The sequence below is a fragment of the Nostoc sp. genome, assembly GCF_036917555.1.
Taxonomy (GTDB): Bacteria; Cyanobacteriota; Cyanobacteriia; order Cyanobacteriales; family Nostocaceae; genus Nostoc.
Genome location: NZ_JBALDD010000051.1, coordinates 17,636 through 33,974, shown reverse-complemented (window position 1 = coordinate 33,974; position 16,339 = coordinate 17,636). Strand labels below are relative to the sequence as shown.

The window sequence follows — 16,339 nt, the reverse complement described above, 5'->3', positions numbered from 1 at the left end:
GAAATATGCCTCTTATTTATGCCAGACTCAAATTTACCAGGGACAGAGTTGCTGAAAACGGTTTTAGATCCGCTGCTGGAAGATTTTCAGCATTGGTTTACGCGATCGCGCCATTTACTCGAAACTGAGGAACTATCATTTATGAGTCACCAAGAGCAATCTGACTTGCTCTTGCGGGTTAAGCAAGCGCAAGATGAACTAAATACGGCGAAGATGCTATTTAATGCAACTGATAAACAAGTCGGGATTGATATGGCAACGTTAATCCCTTGGCATGAATTAGTAACAGAATGCTGGAATGTCGCAATGCGCTTTCGTCAAGGACGTGAAGTCTAAGCGCTAGATTTCGGCAGACTACTTAGCGATGTCTTTTGACTTACCAAGCAAGCGTCTACGCAAGATGGTAAATCAGTCGTTAAAAAGATAGTAAAAAATTCTTAACAATTTCTTAGCATTAACTGGATTAGCAAAATAATGTATCCTATGCTACCGTAAGTGGAATAACGGTTGACAAATAGCTCCATATAAATGTAAGCGCATTGAAAAGTGCGTAGAATACTCGTCTTAACTGTGAGTCACAGTATCGGCGAAACAAAGCGTTACAAAATAAAGTTTTAAAAATTGCTGTTCTGGAGGAAAATCCAATGTTACATCTGCTTTACATTCTAGCTTTTACAATCCTTGCATTTATAGCTGTTGGCAACTTAATTCGTAACCTGATTATGTTCAGTTTTGATCGGGAGCGAACTTACCCGACGAATTCCTCGCCAATGAATAATCAAGGCAACTATGGTTATTATTCGTCAAAAAAACAGTTTGTACCCCATCCAGAGTTATTAGATAGTGCAGGCAACTTAATTAAAGAGCCACTTTTGGTAATGCGTTCAATTAACGTTGAAGATGCGCGTCAACATCTCGATGCACTTTACGAAGCATCCCCAGGACATAAAAGAGAAAATTCAGAAGAAGCATAACAAAGTTAGGAGTAGAGACGCGATTAATCGCGTCTGTTAGGAGTTAGGATGTAAATTATTGTTGTTTTTACATCCTTAACCTTTTTCTTAGCAAAAATTTATTCCCATATCAATCGAGTGAATGTAGCTTTTTTACATTTTGTTAAAAATACTCAATAGGTGGACAACCGAACTCATGGTTGCAAGGATTGCGATCGCAAGCGGATACAATTTTCATTCTTGAAGATGTGATTGAGGATTTGAAACCAGTAGCACTGTTGTTAGGATTTTCTGGTTATCAGCCATTAGTTCGTGCTTGTATCAAAATAAAGACTCAGAGATGATCTTGAGCGACTTGAGGGTAATACTGTTTCTATTTAGCGAATTTCCAATTCTTTTTTGGCACTTTTTAACTGTCTCCAGAGGATGTGAATTTGTTTGTAAGCCTCTTCTGGGGAAAGTTTACCACTAGTTTGGAGGCTGCAAATGTAGTTCACCCGTTGAGAAAAGTCTTGAAGATTAGCGTTAAATACTAGATACTCTGGTTTAAATTGTCCATAATATGGACTACGAGGATATAGAAAATCGCATAGTTCGGATAGCAAATCAGATTGTCGGTTCATAAGTATTTAGAGTATTACGGATTATAAATTATCTAATTGGAAAATTTTAACAAAGCTTTTGCCGACCCTTTTGACAAGCATTACAGAAAGAAGTTTGAGGTTTAAAGTCAATACAGCCGAATGCTTCCTCAGAACAAGCTTTAATTGGATGTACAGTACACTTAAGGCGATAGTCGTTAGTGAAATATTCACAAGCATGACAAGGAATTTCATGTAGCTTTTTTAAATGATTTATCCCTTGTTTGAAGGTAAACCAGATACTCAAAATAAAGAAAATCAAAGTGGCCCAAGCAAATGAAGCACAAAAAATTGTAGCCAGCATAAGTTATCCTCCTAAAGATTAGAAAAAAGTGCCCGCAGTCAACTGCTTTTAACCGCAGGCATGAAATATTATTTAGCTGGTGTTGAGTGAAACTAAATTAACTAAGTCAGTAAGTAGACATGAATCAATATTAAAGACGTAGAATGCTACGTCTTTACATCATGGGTACTAAATCACTACATGATTAAATCGAGTTAATTGCGATCGCACCGAATAAAGCAATACTAGTCAATAGCAGATAAGCGAAGATTGCTCCACCAATTCCACCAATCAAAAAGCCCTCAGTAAATTGACTCCATTCGGCGACAGTATTGATGCTCTGTGGCACTTTGGCAACTGTTGCAACCGAAACCGATCGTGAATAGATTTCCTGTTGTCTTTCGTAGCTAGTAGTGCCATAAAGCGAAAAACCAATTGTCAGGATGATAATCAAACTGCCTGTGGCTAGTAAACCAACCAAGCTGCCCACATTAGAATTGCGTAATAAACCCAATGAACCTAATGTCGCAAAGGGGCCAACTAGCCAGTAACCATGAGCCATGCCAATTTCTAATCCCCGCCACAAAGCAGATATACCAGGGCGGTAAATTGGCAAGTATTTGAGGAACTTCAGCGTCAGATCGGAAGAATTGACTACGGTTACTTGATTACTCGTTTGGCGTTCTACACGTGGAGGCTGAACCATATCACCATTTTTAAAATCAAATCCGCCTGCGATCGCACGAGCGCGGAGAGCGTGCCAAATGTGACCTAACAGAAACATGAGCGCTAGGACAAAATGGAAAGTTACCAACCAACCACGAGCAGAAACTATACCAACAGAAGTTTCTATAGCTTTAACTGGGCCATAAAAAACTTCGGGATAGACGGTGTTATTAACTGAAGCAAAATATGCTGCTAAAAAGCCCATGTATGCTACAGCACCAATGCTGTAAGATAAATACGCTTCTCCTGAGTAAATCAAAATTCGGCGTGCCCAAGCAAATGGCTTAGTCAAGATGTGGAAAATACCACCACCAATTAACATCAAACCAACCCAGATGTGACCGCCAACAACATCTTCCAAGTTATCAACAGCAGCCAATCCCTCTGGTCCCCAAGCCCCAAATAGGTAGCCAAAGATGCGGAATGGGTTGAGCGTCGGATGATTGATTATCCTGACATCTCCACCGCCAGCAGCCCAAGGATCAAACAGTCCACCCCAAAACATCGCCTTGGCAACTAAAGCCAAAGCACCCAAACCTAAAAGCGTTAAGTGAATGCCCAAGATGGTAGTCATCTTGTCCTTATCTTTCCAGTCGTAGCCAAAAAAGCCAGCCCAAGTGGGATTATCTTGTAACACCTCTGGCCCCAGCAGAGAGTGATAAAGACCACCAGCAGCCAGAATCACTGAAGGTATCAGATGTAAGACGCTGATTACAAAGTAGGGATAGGTGCTAATAACTTGCCCACCAGCACCGACACCCAAACCCAGAGTCGCTAGATGAGGCAGTATGATTAATCCTTGCTCATACATTGGCTCATTAGGGTTGAAGCGTGACAATTCAAACAGCGTCATCCCTCCAGCCCATAACAAAATCAATGCAGAATGGGCAATATGAGCGCCTAGTAATTTTCCCGATAAATTAGTGAGACGAAAGTTACCAGCCCACCAACCAACATCAGGTATTTGTTGCTTATATGGGCTATCTTCAATTACTGCTGTCATTTCCAAAACTCCTTGAGAATATTTAGCAATATTGTTGAGCTTATGCTTCCAGGCAATTGCAAATCTATTGCATTAAATTGAATTTAGCTAATTGGTTGCGGAATTACCGCCTCCTGACTCACCCTACCTTTGCGAAAATCGAACCCACGCGCTCGCAAGGCGTGCCAGATATGACCTTGGAGAAAGAAGAAAGCTAACCAAAAATGGGCATTAGCTAACCAAGTCCGGGCAGTTACAAGGTCAGGGTCAGGTGATGAAAAGTACGGCACGATATTCTGTCTAACCACGAGCGCCGGTCCATAAAAAACTTCAGGATATACAGTGGTGTTTACTGATACAAAGAGAGTTGCAATAAAGCCCATCAGTGCCAAAGCGCCCAGACTGTAAGAAAGGTAAGCTTCTCCAGACCAAACAAATAGTGGATGCGTCCAGGTAAAGGGCTTAGTAGCTATGTGGAAAAGTCCACCAATAATCAACATTGCACCAACCCAAATGTGTCCGCCAACCACGTCTTCTAGGTTGTCAACGCCAGCAATCCAGAATTTCCTAATTGCGCCAAACAGATAACCAAAAATGACGGCTGGGTTTAATGTCGGATTTGTAATTACCCGCACATTTTCAACATTTGGGTCATACAAACCCCCAAAGTACATTGCTTTGGCGACTAACAAGAATGCACCACAACCCAGTAAAACCAGGTGAATACCAAGGATTGTGGTCATTTTCCCGGTGTCTGACCAGTCGTAGCCAAAGAAAGGAACTCTACCTTCCAATTTTTCCGGGCCACGCAGGGAATGAAAGATTCCTCCGAAACCCAAAAAGGCTGAAGAAATTAGATGCAAAGCTCCAATTACAAAGTAGGGATAAGTATCCACGACTGCACCATTTGCGCCAACACCCCAACCTTCAGTAGCTAGATGAGGTAGCAAAATTAAGCCTTGTGAGTACATTGGTTCTGCTGGATTAAAGTGGGCTAGCTCAAATAAAGTCATAGCTCCTGCCCAGAAAACGATCAGACCAGAATGAGCGACGTGAGCGCCTAGTAATTTCCCTGATAAGCTGGTGAGTCTGGCGTTACCTGCCCACCAAGGCGAGTCAGTGAGGTCTTGCTCCACCGACAGCGGACTTGTAGAAGTTGTCATTTTACATCTATCCTCTATTGAGAATCTTATTCAATAGCTCTTAAAAAAGAGTCTACACTAAAATCTCAATTAATGAAAGAAAGTGTCATTAATAATTTTGAATGCAAATGAAAAATTAATTACATCTCAATAGGCTTCGTGTTGGTGATGTTTGACTCTGGAAGATTCTCCCTAACTTTATCAGTCACATTTAGCATCATGGATAATTTGTCAATAAGTAATAGTGCTTAAACTGCCTATCGTATTATTTATTGGGTTGAGGAAGACAAGAAACAGGTAAGTATTGCAAGGTTCTGGCACACATCAAGATTCAGTCTTGAATTGTAATTGTAAACTTTTACAAGAAAGCGTATTGACAACGTAAATACATCTTGCCTAAACTATGTAGAGATGGATGTGTTTTTCGTGCCTAATGGTGTCACCTTCGTTTGGAACGAGGAGAAAGCTCGGATTAATCCCAGCAATCATGACGGCATAACATTTCAGCAAGCTGTAGAAGCTTTCTTCGATCCGTTTCTAGTAGTGGTTGATCGAAGCCGCAATGATGAGGAGCGAGATGCTGTGATTGGCTTGGACAGACGATGGAATCTTCTGTACGTCGTCTATATTGAGCCTGAAAATGACATGATTAGGCTCATATCGGCTCGGAAAGCGACGCACAAGGAACGTGAATACTATGAAAGCTGAAGATTTAAGAAAGCGACTTGATAAAAATCGTCCAATGACAACAATTACAATTCGTATTCCCGAAGATGTGATTGAGGATTTGAAGCGAGTAGCACCATTGTTAGGGTTTTCTGGTTATCAGCCATTAGTTCGTGTTTACATCGGACAAGGACTCCGAGTTGATCTTGAGCGACTTGAGGGTGATACTGTTTCTACATTGATTGCCAGCCTGAAACGGCATGGTGTGAGTGATGAGATAATTCGTGAAGCACTCAGCGAAGCTACTGGGCAACACAGCAACAGTTAGTAATGGCAGTAAAAGAAAAGCTAAATCCAGCTGAGTAGTGAGAGTTATCTGCTTGTGTTCTAGGTTACTAGTATAGAATAACCTTTGATCTATTATTTAAAAGTGCATTGACCAGATTTGAGTTCATAGTAGATGGGTCACCAGTATCACAACAGGCTCGTAAGCGCGGTAAGGGCAATCGGCTCCAAGATTGGAAAAAGACAGTGCGACAAGAGGCTGAAAAATACTGGTCTTCGGAACAAAAAACAGCTACTGGGTTGGTTATGCTCCAGATAACCTATTTCTATGATTCTGTTCAAATAGATGTGGACAATATAGTGAAACCTATTCAAGATGCAATTAAAGGATTAGCCCACGTTGATGATAATCAAGTAAGCGATCTCGTAGTTAGAAAGAGGAATTTGTCAGGTAACTTTAGAATAGAAAACATGACCTCGACATTGGCGGAAGGTTTTGCCCGTGGTAATGAGTTCTTACATATTGTCGTAATTAATGCTTCTAACCAGGAGGTACTTACTTGATGGCAACTTCAACCGCAAATTTAGAAAGAGAGCGATTGCTGAAACTAGCAGAGGAGTATCGCCAGAAGGGTTACGAAGTTTTTTTTCATCCAAATCCAGAAGATTTGCCTGACTTCCTTAATAACTATCGCCCTGACATGATAGTACGTCGGGGAGAAGAAAATGTAGTTATTGAAGTCAAGTCACGCTCCTCACTTAACTCTTCTTCTAATCAATACTTAGGTAATTTAGCTCAAGCGGTAGAAAAACATCCTGGTTGGAGATTTGAATTAGTAATGACCAACCCAGAGGATACAACGTATTCTCCGAAAGCAGAGGGTTCTCTTCAAGAACATGAAATAGAATCACAGTTGCAAGTAGCAAGGCAACTTACAACGCAACATCCAGAATTAGCTCTCTTATCTTCTTGGTCTTTAGTAGAAGCAACTTTGAGACTTATTGCCCAAAAGGAAGAGCTAAGTTTACAAAGATTTGATCCACGCTACTTAGTAAAGCAATTAGCAACTGAAGGTGTAATTTCAAAATCTGAGTATCAGTTACTAATGAATGCACTCCCATTACGTAATTCCATTGCTCATGGCTTCAAAACTACACAAATTACGCCAAATTCTGTATATGAATTGATCGAGCTTACAGAACAACTCTTGAGAACTCTACACACTGGCGATGAAGCAGGCTAACACTGCGTTGGTTGGAGTGGATGGCACTGCGTGATGTCTACGACAGGCTATGCCTACGCACTAAGCATAAAATAGGGAGTGGTGAGTTTCCTACTCCCTACTCCCTTCCTATGCTTCAATAACTACTCGAAGATTACCCCGTTTTCTGGCAACGCGACAAGCAGTCGTAGTCCCAGAACGCTCAAATTCCAAATCGAGAATGGTGGGGCCGACTCGCAAATTATGAAATGACAGGCGATTAATCGATTCTGGCAAAGCAGGGTCGATTATTCGCAAGCAGTTATTTTGAGCATCAGGCACCAAGTTGACCATCATTTGCAGTAGTTGGAAAACACTACCCGTAGCCCAAGCTTGGGGAGTGCAAGCAACCGGATACTGCACAGGGGCATTATCACCGTTCCGTTCGTAGCCGCAGAAAAGTTCTGGAGGACGTTGATAGGGTTGCTGCTGAGTCATATCGAATAAACCTTGAAATATTTCTAGGGCTTGATCGATAAGACCGAGCGATCGCAATCCCATTGCAATCAGAGCGTTATCATGGGGCCAAACCGAACCAATGTGATAACCCATCGGATTATAAGCGGGTGACAAACTACTCAAAGTCCGAATACCCCAACCATTAAACATATCTGGTGCCCGTAACCGTTCTGCTACACTATGAGCTTTTTCGTCTGTGAAGAGTCCCAGATGCAGACAATGACCAGGATTTGAGGTAATACTGTCTACTGGCTTGCCTTCTCCATCCAAAGCCAGAGCGCAGAAATCTTGATCTTCTACCCAAAAATCTCGATTAAAACGAACCTTAAGATTTCTCGCCTCCTCTTGCCAACGATCTGCCAGATCAAGCCGCTTCTTCATCCTAGCTATTTCTGCTAGACGCATTTTTGCAGCATAGACGTAAGCTTGCACCTCACAGAGGGCAATTGGGCCGTTGGCTAATTCTCCCTTGCGGTCTACAATACAGTCGCCGGAATCTTTCCAACCTTGGTTAACAAGACCGCGTTTGGATCTACGGAAGTAGCTGAGGTAGCTGGTTTCTTTGGTATTGCGATCGATCCACTCCATTGCAGCTAGAGCATTGGGCCAAAGTTGCTCTAGGAGTTCTTTATCGTGAGTCCAAGCATAATGTTCGGCATAGAGCAGCAGCCACAAAGGAGTGGCATCAACTGTACCGTAGTAAGGTGTATGGGGAATTTCTTGACAACGAGCCATTTCTCCCAAACGTAACTCGTGCAAAATCTTACCCGGTTCTTCTTCGCGCCATTCGTCATCGATTTTACCTTGGTATGTCGCCAGTAATATCAGAGTTTCCTTAGCGATTTGCGAGTTTAACATCAGGCTTTGAGAAGCTGTAATCAGCGAATCTCGCCCAAATAATGTTGAAAACCAAGGTACTCCAGCGGAAACAGTCTTATGCTTACCAAAAGACTGGCGCAACAAATACATATCTTGTTCAGCCCGCTCAATCACTCGATTGAAGGTACTCTTATCTGAGCTAATACGGGTGATTTGTTGTACCCAGTGTTGTTCCTCCATCCACTCAGCAGCTTTTGCCTGTCCTAATGTGGTGGCGGCGCTCACGGTTGAACTGGACTGGTTGTTTCTCAACATATTCACTCGGTAGCCCAGCTTTTGAGTTTCGTGAGAAGCCAACTCTAGCTGCCAAACCGCAGTGTAACCTTTGAAATAGTCTGGTTGCCGATGCTGGAATAGAATTCGGGATTCCATCACTGAGCCATCCAAACCTTGATAGGCGAGTGTTAAGGATTCTTCTTTATAGGCAGATGGCTCTTTAGGTACTGGTGCAACACCATCGATGTGAGAAGATGCTCCTTCCTCAGTCGTCGGTTCTACTAGGCGTAAAAGCCGACCTCGTTTTTCTCTGTCATAGCCCCGGACTTCAAATAAATCAAGAAAATCCGCATCAAAGCTGATGGTTAGTTCAAAATTGACAGTAGTTGTGCTGTAGTTAGATATTTCTATTTCTTCAAATAATGCTCCATTCAGCACGATTTCTCGGCGAATTCCTACGGTTTCGGCTTTTAGGCGTTCCTCAATTCTGGGGTTGGTACATAAAACTGAGAGTGAAAACCCTTTTTCGGCAGTACTACTGAGGAGTACAGGCGATCGCCCTTCAATTTGTAACTCCAAGCGATTCAGAAATCTCGTATCACAACAAAACAGTCCCATACTGGGATTGCCATCGTTGATGGAACAGCCAGAAATATTCCCGATAGTATCTGTCACAAAAAATAAATCATCATCTTTAACCGTTAGTGTCGGTTGCGATCTTTCAGCCAGAACACAAGGCCACTCCGGAATCGGTAATTGTTCGGCAGGAATAAAAGTTTTTCCATCCAGAAAAATTTTTTCTGGGGTCATTAGCGTATCCGGTGTCATTAGACAAAATTCCGTTTACAGGTCTATATTTTTGTGGTCTTTTGAGTAGAAGTCTCTTACCCAAGAGGCAGAGAGGAAAGAAGAAATACCCTCTTGCTTTGGGACAGAGCAACTAAATTTATTTAGGTCGAAAAAAGAAAGATTTGTGTCTCGACACGTAGTTTAAACAAAGAATAGCGTATCGTAGAGAGATATAAAGTACGGAGTCAAGTCACTTATCTTGCCCTGCTTTGACAGCGCTTTTCAATTAATTGAACTACACTACCCCCCACTCCCCACTCTCTACTCCCCGTCTCAGTCGTAGTCTAAATAGCTGAAAATCACTGTAAGTATAGGGTTTTCCTTTTGCCCCCATCTCTTTCCTTCTTGTTCATCCTCACAATTTTCGAAAAAAAGATGCTCTTTAAAACTCGTTTGAGCTATTCGAGCCAAAATAATCCTGACATATTGCTGACAAAATAGCAGCGCTTATATCTATTTGACATCCTCCCCGACCTGAAAGGTGCGGGGATTCCCAAGAATCACTTCTTGAGTTTTCTGCTTCGTCCCGTGCCAGCTAGACTGACGTTACCGCCAGTCCCCGCTGCATCCAGTCCACAGACAGTTTGTTTTACTTCCAAGTCATGCCCTGACTCAGAAACTAGTTCTAATCCGCGATTTCTAATTACCTGCGCTGCTGCCACGTCACGCGATGCAGTATAGAAACACACTGGACAAGAATGAATACGTTCATCTAACTCCTTCTTGCCTGTATACGTTCCACACTCAGGACATTGCTGCGAAGTGTAGTTCTTGTCTACTTTGGCAAAGAACACACCTCGCTTGAAGCACACCCATTGCAATATGTTGACGAATTGACCGAAGCCAGCATCAGCACTATGTTTACTCAACATTCCCCTTGCCCAAGAGCGAAAGTCGATGTCTTCTACAAACACCATTCCTGCGCCGTCACTCATACGATGAGCCAACTTGAAATGCCAGTCTTTTCTCGTATCGATAATTCGTTGATGAATTCTAGCTATTTTGCGATTGAGTTTATGTCTGTTATTAGACCTTTTTTGTTTATGCTTTAGTCTACGTTGCAGTAATTTAAACTCGCGGTGTAGAGTTTGCAAGAATCGAGGTCTATTGATTTGCTTGTTATCGCTAGTAGCAACAAATTTATCAAATCCCAAATCCAAACCTCGCGGATGACCAGATATGGGTGTATCTGGTACTGATACATTCAACTACAAAGCCAACATGACAAAATATCCCGATGCCCGTCGCACAATCCTGACTTGCTTAATCTCAAAACCTTCTGGAATTGAGCGGGACAAGCGTAGGCGTATATGCCCCAGTTGAGGAAGCTTAAGTACGTTTCCAGTTAACGGGTTCTTGCCCAATTGAGGAAACACAAACGACTGCATTCGGTATTTGTTTTTGAAGCGAGGAAAGCCCAGCTTTTTTGCCCTCATATCCTCAAAAGCCCTATCTAGCGTCCTCAAAACCTGTTGCAGTACTTGAGAATGTACTTCCTTTAGTTTTGGAAATTGCTCTTTAGCAAGAGTTAATCGCTTGGCTTGAGTGTGGTAGCTAGGGTACGGTTCATCAGCTCTAAGAATGTACTCTTGCTTGATAGAACAGGCGTTAACAGGGGACTTGCGGGAATTCAACCAGTCCTTGCGTTCCCGCAAGGCAAAGTTCCACACGCTACGACACACAGCGAGGATTTGCTCGATTCGTATCGCTTGTTCTGAAGTTGGTTCTAGCTTGAATTCCCATGTCATGTTTAGCATGAAAATATTTTACATCAGACACATATCTGTGTAAAGCCGTCCTCCCCTACGCTCTCAGGACGGGGTTTGAAACCCAAATTTTTGATAAACAAATTTTGTTGAAGGATGTAGAAGGACGTTCAGCGATCGCTCAGTCGAGCCGCAGGAGGCGACAGTCAGACTGCCCTGTCTACGACACGCTGCGCGAACAGCAAAAACTGTCTTTTGTCGATAAATTTATATTTTATAAGTGTCAAACCAAGACTGAAAACTGAGGATTTTAAGATAATTTATTAGCCGTTGAACTTTAAAAAACACAAGATATCTAGTATACTCAGCAAAAACGTGAAATTGACAGTTTTTGTTGAATATAAAGAACATTTATTTAGTATACGATTTTGTTTTAAATAATCTTTGATATTTGATTAGCCTAATTTATAATAATTAATTGATTAAGTTGAATCACTAATCATGGATTAAGTTATGTGAATATCGCAGTCACGATTTTTGGCTAAGAAAATTTATTTAGTGAGCAGAAATCAACGTCGGCAAAGTAGCTGATGTCTACGACAGGCTATTTTGCTGACCTATGGACTGTAAATCGATCATCCGTGGTTATTAGCAAACACAGTAGTTAAAACCATACAATAATTAATGTTTTAGTACTTATTCCTGAAAGATTTTACCTGTACAAGCAAAAGCATCAGTTGTCGAGAATGTATATTGGGCGTAATAGGTTGTCAATCAACAAATCAAGTGTACCCACGCCCCTTAGTTGGTAACAAAGTATTGCGACTGCTTTGGTGAAAAGCGCTTTTTAGCGTTCTTTACATATTGCAGCTGTCTATTTAACTTGAGAGTCCCTTGGAATTTGTACAATGCAGCTGTGACGTGGATCTGATCGAGGTTGAGCGTTTAACAATAATTCATGAGCATTTCGACTTTTCTGCTGAGTGATCTGCTAAAGTCCCTACCCTACTTGCGGCCCCAGCTATATTTTAAGGCTTCACTAACGGCGCTCTCCCACGCGATGGAAGATCAAGTTTTGGCTGCGACTTTAGCTCAACCCCTTGTAATTGCTAGTTTCCAGCGAGAGCGATTCTACCGCCAAGAAGCTCATCGCTACCAGCGACTTGCTTTACGAAGTAATCAACTATACGTATTATCTGCTCCAGAAACGGATTTCACAAACAGTTCGGAACACTACGAAAAAGTGGCTTTTGAGCCAACGGATGGCTTAAGTCAGGAGTGGCATTTGGTAGTGATTGCTGACAATTATGCTACTTGTCTGGTTTGCCGAGAAAACCTTGGTTCTCTTGCCAAAAACAAGCAACTACCGGAACTAAGCCCTAATCTGGATATAGACACAGCCCGAAGATTTGAGGGAATTTGGACATCGGAAAGGGGAGTTAGCCTCAAAGCAGCCGAATTGCTGTTAGATCGGATTTTGGTTTACAGACCAGAACTAGCAAGTAAAATTCAACAGGCACGTCAGAGGTTTGGCATCGGGGAGCCACGAAACCACTCTGGAGCAGAACAGGACAATGAATATGCCTGTGACATTGATACAGACCCCTTTGTGCAGCGTTTAGTAACTTATTTGCAAGCTAGTCAGTACAAATTGCACAAAGCCTACCGTTCTATTGCTGCCCAGGCACGAAAAGAACGATTAGTCAACTCTATTAGTACTGCCATTCGGCGATCGCTCGATCCTCACGAAGTTCTCCAGGTGGCGGCACAAGAATTAGGGCAACACCTAGAAGCTTGTCGCTGTTTAATTTACCGCGCTCAAGCTACAGATAGCCAAGCCATAATTGAACACGAGTTTTTAACTCCCGGTGTTTTATCTGTTTGTGGGCAAACCTGGGAGTTAGAGAAAAATTCCCTATTTCGGGACATCGTGGAACAAGGCGAAGGTATTTGTGTAAGTGATACGCTGAGTGACCCCCGTGTTACCAAATCGCCAGAACTTTCCATGATCGCCAAAAAGTTTGCCATTCGTTCTTGGCTGATGGAACCAGTATTCTATCAGGGGCGATTGTTGGGGATTGTGGAGTTACATTACTGCCGGATGCCACCGCACGAGTGCCAACCTGGGGAATTGGATTTGGTAGAAGCGATTGCGACCCAAGTAGGAGCAGCTCTCATCCAAGCAGAAGCTTACGCTAATCTAGAAGAACTTAACCAGCAACTAGAAGCTCTAGATCGCACCCGCAGCAACCTCATAGCCATCACCGGACACGAACTGCGTACCCCCCTATCTACGATTCAAGTGTGCCTGGAAAGTCTCGCTAGCGAACCGGATATGCCCTTGGAATTGCAGCAGGTGATGCTCAACACCGCTCTTTCCGACTCGGAACGGATGCGAAAACTGGTACAAGATTTCCTTACACTTTCCAACTTGGAAAGCGGCCGCGTGGAATGGCATCCAGAATCCCTCACCTTACAAGAGTGTGTGGATTTAGCACTCAGCCGAAATCGCACACGTTCTTCAACGGAAAAGCCGCCCCAAATTAAGACTCAAATTGCCGAAAACCTACCTCTGGTCAGAGCTGACGGTGATTGGCTAGTCGAGGTACTGGCAAAACTCATGGACAATGCTTTGAAATTTACGCCACCCCAAGGAGAAATCACGATTAAAGCGATTTACAACAGCCGTCAGATGGTCGAGGTGACTGTAGCTGACACTGGACGTGGTATTGAACCAAATCGTTTAGAAGTGGTTTTTGACCGCTTCTATCAAGAAGAGGGAGCGCTGCGCCGCACCACTGGCGGGACTGGACTTGGTTTAGCAATTTGCCGTCAAATTGTTAATGGCTGGGGTGGGGAAATTTGGGCAGAGTCAACTGGTAAAGACCAGGGTAGTCAGTTTCACTTCACTATCCCGATTGTTCGGACTAGCCAAGAGGAAAAGCGGACAAAAGTCAGGAGTAAATAGGCATAGGGTATGGGGCAAAGCAGTTCTGTTAGCGGATAGCTAGGGTTTAGCCCGTTCCGAGTGCTGAGTGCTAAGTAAGATTTCCCACTTAGCACTCAGCACTCCTGAAGGGTATAGGTTTTTAACAAATGACAAAGAACAAAGGACAAATGACTAAAAACTGTTACAGTCTATGACGCGATCGCAATATGATCCTGGTTGCAGTGTTAGGATTCCCTAAAAACGTTGAGAGAACAGACTTTATGGCAGAAACACTCTCTGGACAAACCCCGCTATTTGCTGGCAGCACTGGTGGCTTGCTAAACAAAGCAGAAGTGGAAGAAAAGTACGCTATCACTTGGACTAGCCCGAAAGAGCAAGTATTTGAATTGCCTACAGGTGGTGCTGCTACTATGCGGAAAGGTGAAAACCTGCTGTATATAGCTCGTAAAGAATATGGCATCTTTTTGGGCGGTCAGCAACTTCGTAAACTCAAAATCACAGATTACAAAGTTTACCGGATTTTACCCAACGGAGAAACTACTTTAATTCACCCAGCCGATGGTGTATTCCCCGAAAAGGTAACTGAAGGTCGTGACAAAGTGCGTTATGTAGACCGCCGTATCGGACAAAACCCCAGTCCCTCTAAACTTAAGTTTAGCGGTATTAATACTTACGACGCTCCATAACTAGCTGTTAGTAGCTAATGGGTAATTAGTAATGGGTAAATGGTAAGAGAATTACACATTACCCATTATCAATTACCAATTACCTTTGAAAAATAATGATGTTTCCAGATTTCTCCGAGTTTTCTACCCTAGCGCAACAAGGCAACTTCGTCCCGGTATATCAAGAATGGGTGGCAGACTTAGACACGCCCGTATCCGCTTGGTATAAAGTCTGTGCGGGTCAGCCCTATAGCTTTTTGTTGGAATCGATAGAAGGTGGGGAAAAGCTGGGACGCTATAGTTTAGTGGGCTGCGATCCGGTGTGGGTTTTGGAAGCAAGGGGCGATCGCACGACTCAGAAAAACCGCGATGGTTCGCAAGTGGTTTTTGCTGGCGACCCTTTTACAGCTTTAGCGAAATGTTTAGCACCTTATCACCCAGTAAAATTACCACAGCTGCCGCCAGGAATTGGCGGTTTATTTGGGTTTTGGGGCTATGAATTAATTCAGTGGATTGAGCCGCGTGTGCCCATTTATCCACAAGATGAGCGGAATATTCCTGATGGGTTGTGGATGCAGGTAGACCACTTGTTGATTTTTGACCAGGTGAAGCGGAAAATTTGGGCGCTCGCTTATGCTGATTTACGTGACCCGAATGTAGATTTCAAAGCAGCATATCAACAAGCTAGCGATCGCGTCACCCAAATGCTCGAAAAGCTATCTCTACCCCTATCGCCAGAAAAAACTCGATTGGAATGGAAACCGCCAGGGAGCAGAGGAGCAGAGGAGCAGGGGAGCAGAGGCGCAGAGGAGTATCAGAGTAATTTAACCCGCCCTGATTTTTGTGCCAGCGTTGAAAAGGCGAAAGATTACATTAAAGCGGGTGATATTTTTCAAGTAGTAATTTCCCAGCGACTATCAACAGGATACACAGGCGACCCTTTTGCCCTTTATCGGTCGCTACGTCAGATAAATCCTTCGCCTTACATGGCTTACTTTAACTTCCAAGATTGGCAAATTATCGGTTCCAGTCCCGAAGTAATGGTGAAAGCCGAAACCGATTCAGATGGTGGAGTAATAGCGACAGTACGCCCAATTGCTGGGACGCGTCCACGGGGTAAAACCACTAAGGAAGATGCAGCCTTCGCTCAAGATTTACTCCAAGACCCCAAAGAAATTGCCGAACACGTGATGCTTGTAGATTTAGGGCGGAATGATTTGGGGCGTGTTTGTCAAAGTGGTAGCGTCAAAGTCGATGAATTAATGGTGGTTGAACGCTACTCCCATGTGATGCACATTGTTAGCAATGTTGTGGGTAAATTAGCAGTTGGTAAAACAGCATGGGATTTACTGAAAGCTTCCTTCCCAGCAGGTACGGTAAGTGGCGCACCCAAGATTAGGGCGATGGAAATTATCCACGAGTTAGAGTCTAGTCGTCGGGGTGTTTATTCCGGTGTGTATGGATATTACGATTTTGAAGGACAATTAAATACTGCGATCGCAATTCGCACAATGGTAGTGCATGATCAGACGGTCAGTGTACAAGCAGGTGCAGGTTTGGTAGCTGATTCTGAGCCAGAGAAAGAATACGAAGAGACGCTGAATAAAGCTAGAGGTCTATTAGAGGCGATTCGTTGTTTGCGTTGAAGTAGGGACTGAAGAAGGGAATAGGGTAC

The 16,339-nt window shown here is 43.1% G+C and carries 17 protein-coding genes and 1 pseudogene; 11 read left to right on the top strand and 7 right to left on the bottom strand.

Features of this window, described 5'->3' with window-relative positions:
• Positions 1-18 precede the first annotated feature (18 nt).
• From V7K60_RS20095 to V7K60_RS20085, 3 genes and pseudogenes are all read left to right on the top strand, one after another.
• Entirely contained in the window at positions 19-336 is a 318-nt protein-coding gene (locus V7K60_RS20095) for a DUF2605 domain-containing protein (protein ID WP_334927663.1), read from the top strand.
• Positions 337-644: 308 nt separating this feature from the next.
• Positions 645-974: a DUF2973 domain-containing protein gene (locus tag V7K60_RS20090; protein ID WP_104905415.1), complete on the top strand. Its 330-nt coding sequence runs from the start codon at positions 645-647 to the stop codon at positions 972-974.
• A 155-nt stretch (positions 975-1,129) separates the two neighbouring features.
• Positions 1,130-1,328: pseudogene (locus tag V7K60_RS20085) on the top strand (hypothetical protein); the annotation flags it as partial.
• 2 nt (positions 1,329-1,330) lie between these two features.
• Here V7K60_RS20085 and V7K60_RS20080 read toward each other — a convergent pair.
• The 4 genes from V7K60_RS20080 to V7K60_RS20065 all read right to left on the bottom strand — a co-directional run bounded on the left by V7K60_RS20080 (position 1,331) and on the right by V7K60_RS20065 (position 4,748).
• Positions 1,331-1,576, bottom strand: coding sequence for a DUF7219 family protein (locus tag V7K60_RS20080; RefSeq protein WP_334927661.1), 246 nt, complete (start codon positions 1,574-1,576; stop codon positions 1,331-1,333).
• A gap of 46 nt (positions 1,577-1,622) precedes the next feature.
• The gene (locus V7K60_RS20075; RefSeq protein WP_334927659.1) at positions 1,623-1,898 is read right to left on the bottom strand and encodes a hypothetical protein; all 276 of its coding nucleotides are present in this window, start codon (positions 1,896-1,898) and stop codon (positions 1,623-1,625) included.
• A 184-nt stretch (positions 1,899-2,082) separates the two neighbouring features.
• Positions 2,083-3,606, bottom strand: coding sequence for a chlorophyll a/b binding light-harvesting protein (locus V7K60_RS20070; RefSeq protein WP_334927657.1), 1,524 nt, complete (start codon positions 3,604-3,606; stop codon positions 2,083-2,085).
• 83 nt (positions 3,607-3,689) lie between these two features.
• The gene (locus V7K60_RS20065; RefSeq protein WP_334927655.1) at positions 3,690-4,748 is read right to left on the bottom strand and encodes a chlorophyll a/b binding light-harvesting protein; all 1,059 of its coding nucleotides are present in this window, start codon (positions 4,746-4,748) and stop codon (positions 3,690-3,692) included.
• Positions 4,749-5,138: 390 nt separating this feature from the next.
• On the opposite strand from V7K60_RS20065, the gene V7K60_RS20060 reads away from it, so the two are divergent.
• The 4 genes from V7K60_RS20060 (at position 5,139) to V7K60_RS20045 (ending at position 6,922) form a co-directional block, all read left to right on the top strand.
• Positions 5,139-5,435 carry a BrnT family toxin gene (locus V7K60_RS20060; RefSeq protein ID WP_334927654.1) on the top strand — a complete coding sequence of 99 codons (297 nt, stop codon included), beginning with the start codon at positions 5,139-5,141 and terminating at the stop codon, positions 5,433-5,435.
• Entirely contained in the window at positions 5,425-5,721 is a 297-nt protein-coding gene (locus V7K60_RS20055; RefSeq protein WP_334927652.1) for a hypothetical protein, read from the top strand. Before V7K60_RS20060 ends, V7K60_RS20055 begins: the two co-directional genes overlap by 11 nt.
• A gap of 107 nt (positions 5,722-5,828) precedes the next feature.
• Positions 5,829-6,242, top strand: a complete 414-nt coding sequence (locus tag V7K60_RS20050) for a RusA family crossover junction endodeoxyribonuclease (RefSeq protein ID WP_334927650.1) — start codon at positions 5,829-5,831, stop codon at positions 6,240-6,242.
• Positions 6,242-6,922, top strand: coding sequence for a hypothetical protein (locus tag V7K60_RS20045; protein WP_334927648.1), 681 nt, complete (start codon positions 6,242-6,244; stop codon positions 6,920-6,922). The genes V7K60_RS20050 and V7K60_RS20045 overlap by 1 nt, the downstream gene beginning before the upstream one ends.
• A 108-nt stretch (positions 6,923-7,030) precedes the next feature.
• On the opposite strand, the gene V7K60_RS20040 is transcribed toward V7K60_RS20045, so the two are convergent.
• From V7K60_RS20040 to V7K60_RS20030, 3 genes are all read right to left on the bottom strand, one after another.
• Entirely contained in the window at positions 7,031-9,322 is a 2,292-nt protein-coding gene (locus V7K60_RS20040; RefSeq protein ID WP_334927646.1) for an amylo-alpha-1,6-glucosidase, read from the bottom strand.
• A gap of 521 nt (positions 9,323-9,843) precedes the next feature.
• Positions 9,844-10,551: an RNA-guided endonuclease InsQ/TnpB family protein gene (locus V7K60_RS20035; RefSeq protein WP_334927644.1), complete on the bottom strand. Its 708-nt coding sequence runs from the start codon at positions 10,549-10,551 to the stop codon at positions 9,844-9,846.
• Positions 10,552-11,100, bottom strand: coding sequence for an RNA-guided endonuclease InsQ/TnpB family protein (locus V7K60_RS20030; protein WP_334927642.1), 549 nt, complete (start codon positions 11,098-11,100; stop codon positions 10,552-10,554). It lies immediately after the preceding gene.
• A gap of 95 nt (positions 11,101-11,195) precedes the next feature.
• On the opposite strand from V7K60_RS20030, the gene V7K60_RS20025 reads away from it, so the two are divergent.
• From V7K60_RS20025 to trpE, 4 genes are all read left to right on the top strand, one after another.
• Positions 11,196-11,354, top strand: a complete 159-nt coding sequence (locus V7K60_RS20025; RefSeq protein ID WP_334927640.1) for a hypothetical protein — start codon at positions 11,196-11,198, stop codon at positions 11,352-11,354.
• Between the two features lie 653 nt (positions 11,355-12,007).
• Complete coding sequence (locus V7K60_RS20020; protein ID WP_334927638.1) at positions 12,008-14,017, top strand: DICT sensory domain-containing protein; 2,010 nt, start codon at positions 12,008-12,010, stop codon at positions 14,015-14,017.
• Positions 14,018-14,259: 242 nt separating this feature from the next.
• Positions 14,260-14,685 carry a photosystem I reaction center subunit II PsaD gene (locus V7K60_RS20015; protein WP_334927636.1) on the top strand — a complete coding sequence of 142 codons (426 nt, stop codon included), beginning with the start codon at positions 14,260-14,262 and terminating at the stop codon, positions 14,683-14,685.
• Positions 14,686-14,780: 95 nt separating this feature from the next.
• The gene (trpE, locus tag V7K60_RS20010) at positions 14,781-16,310 is read left to right on the top strand and encodes an anthranilate synthase component I (protein ID WP_334927634.1); all 1,530 of its coding nucleotides are present in this window, start codon (positions 14,781-14,783) and stop codon (positions 16,308-16,310) included.
• Positions 16,311-16,339: the final 29 nt, after the last annotated feature.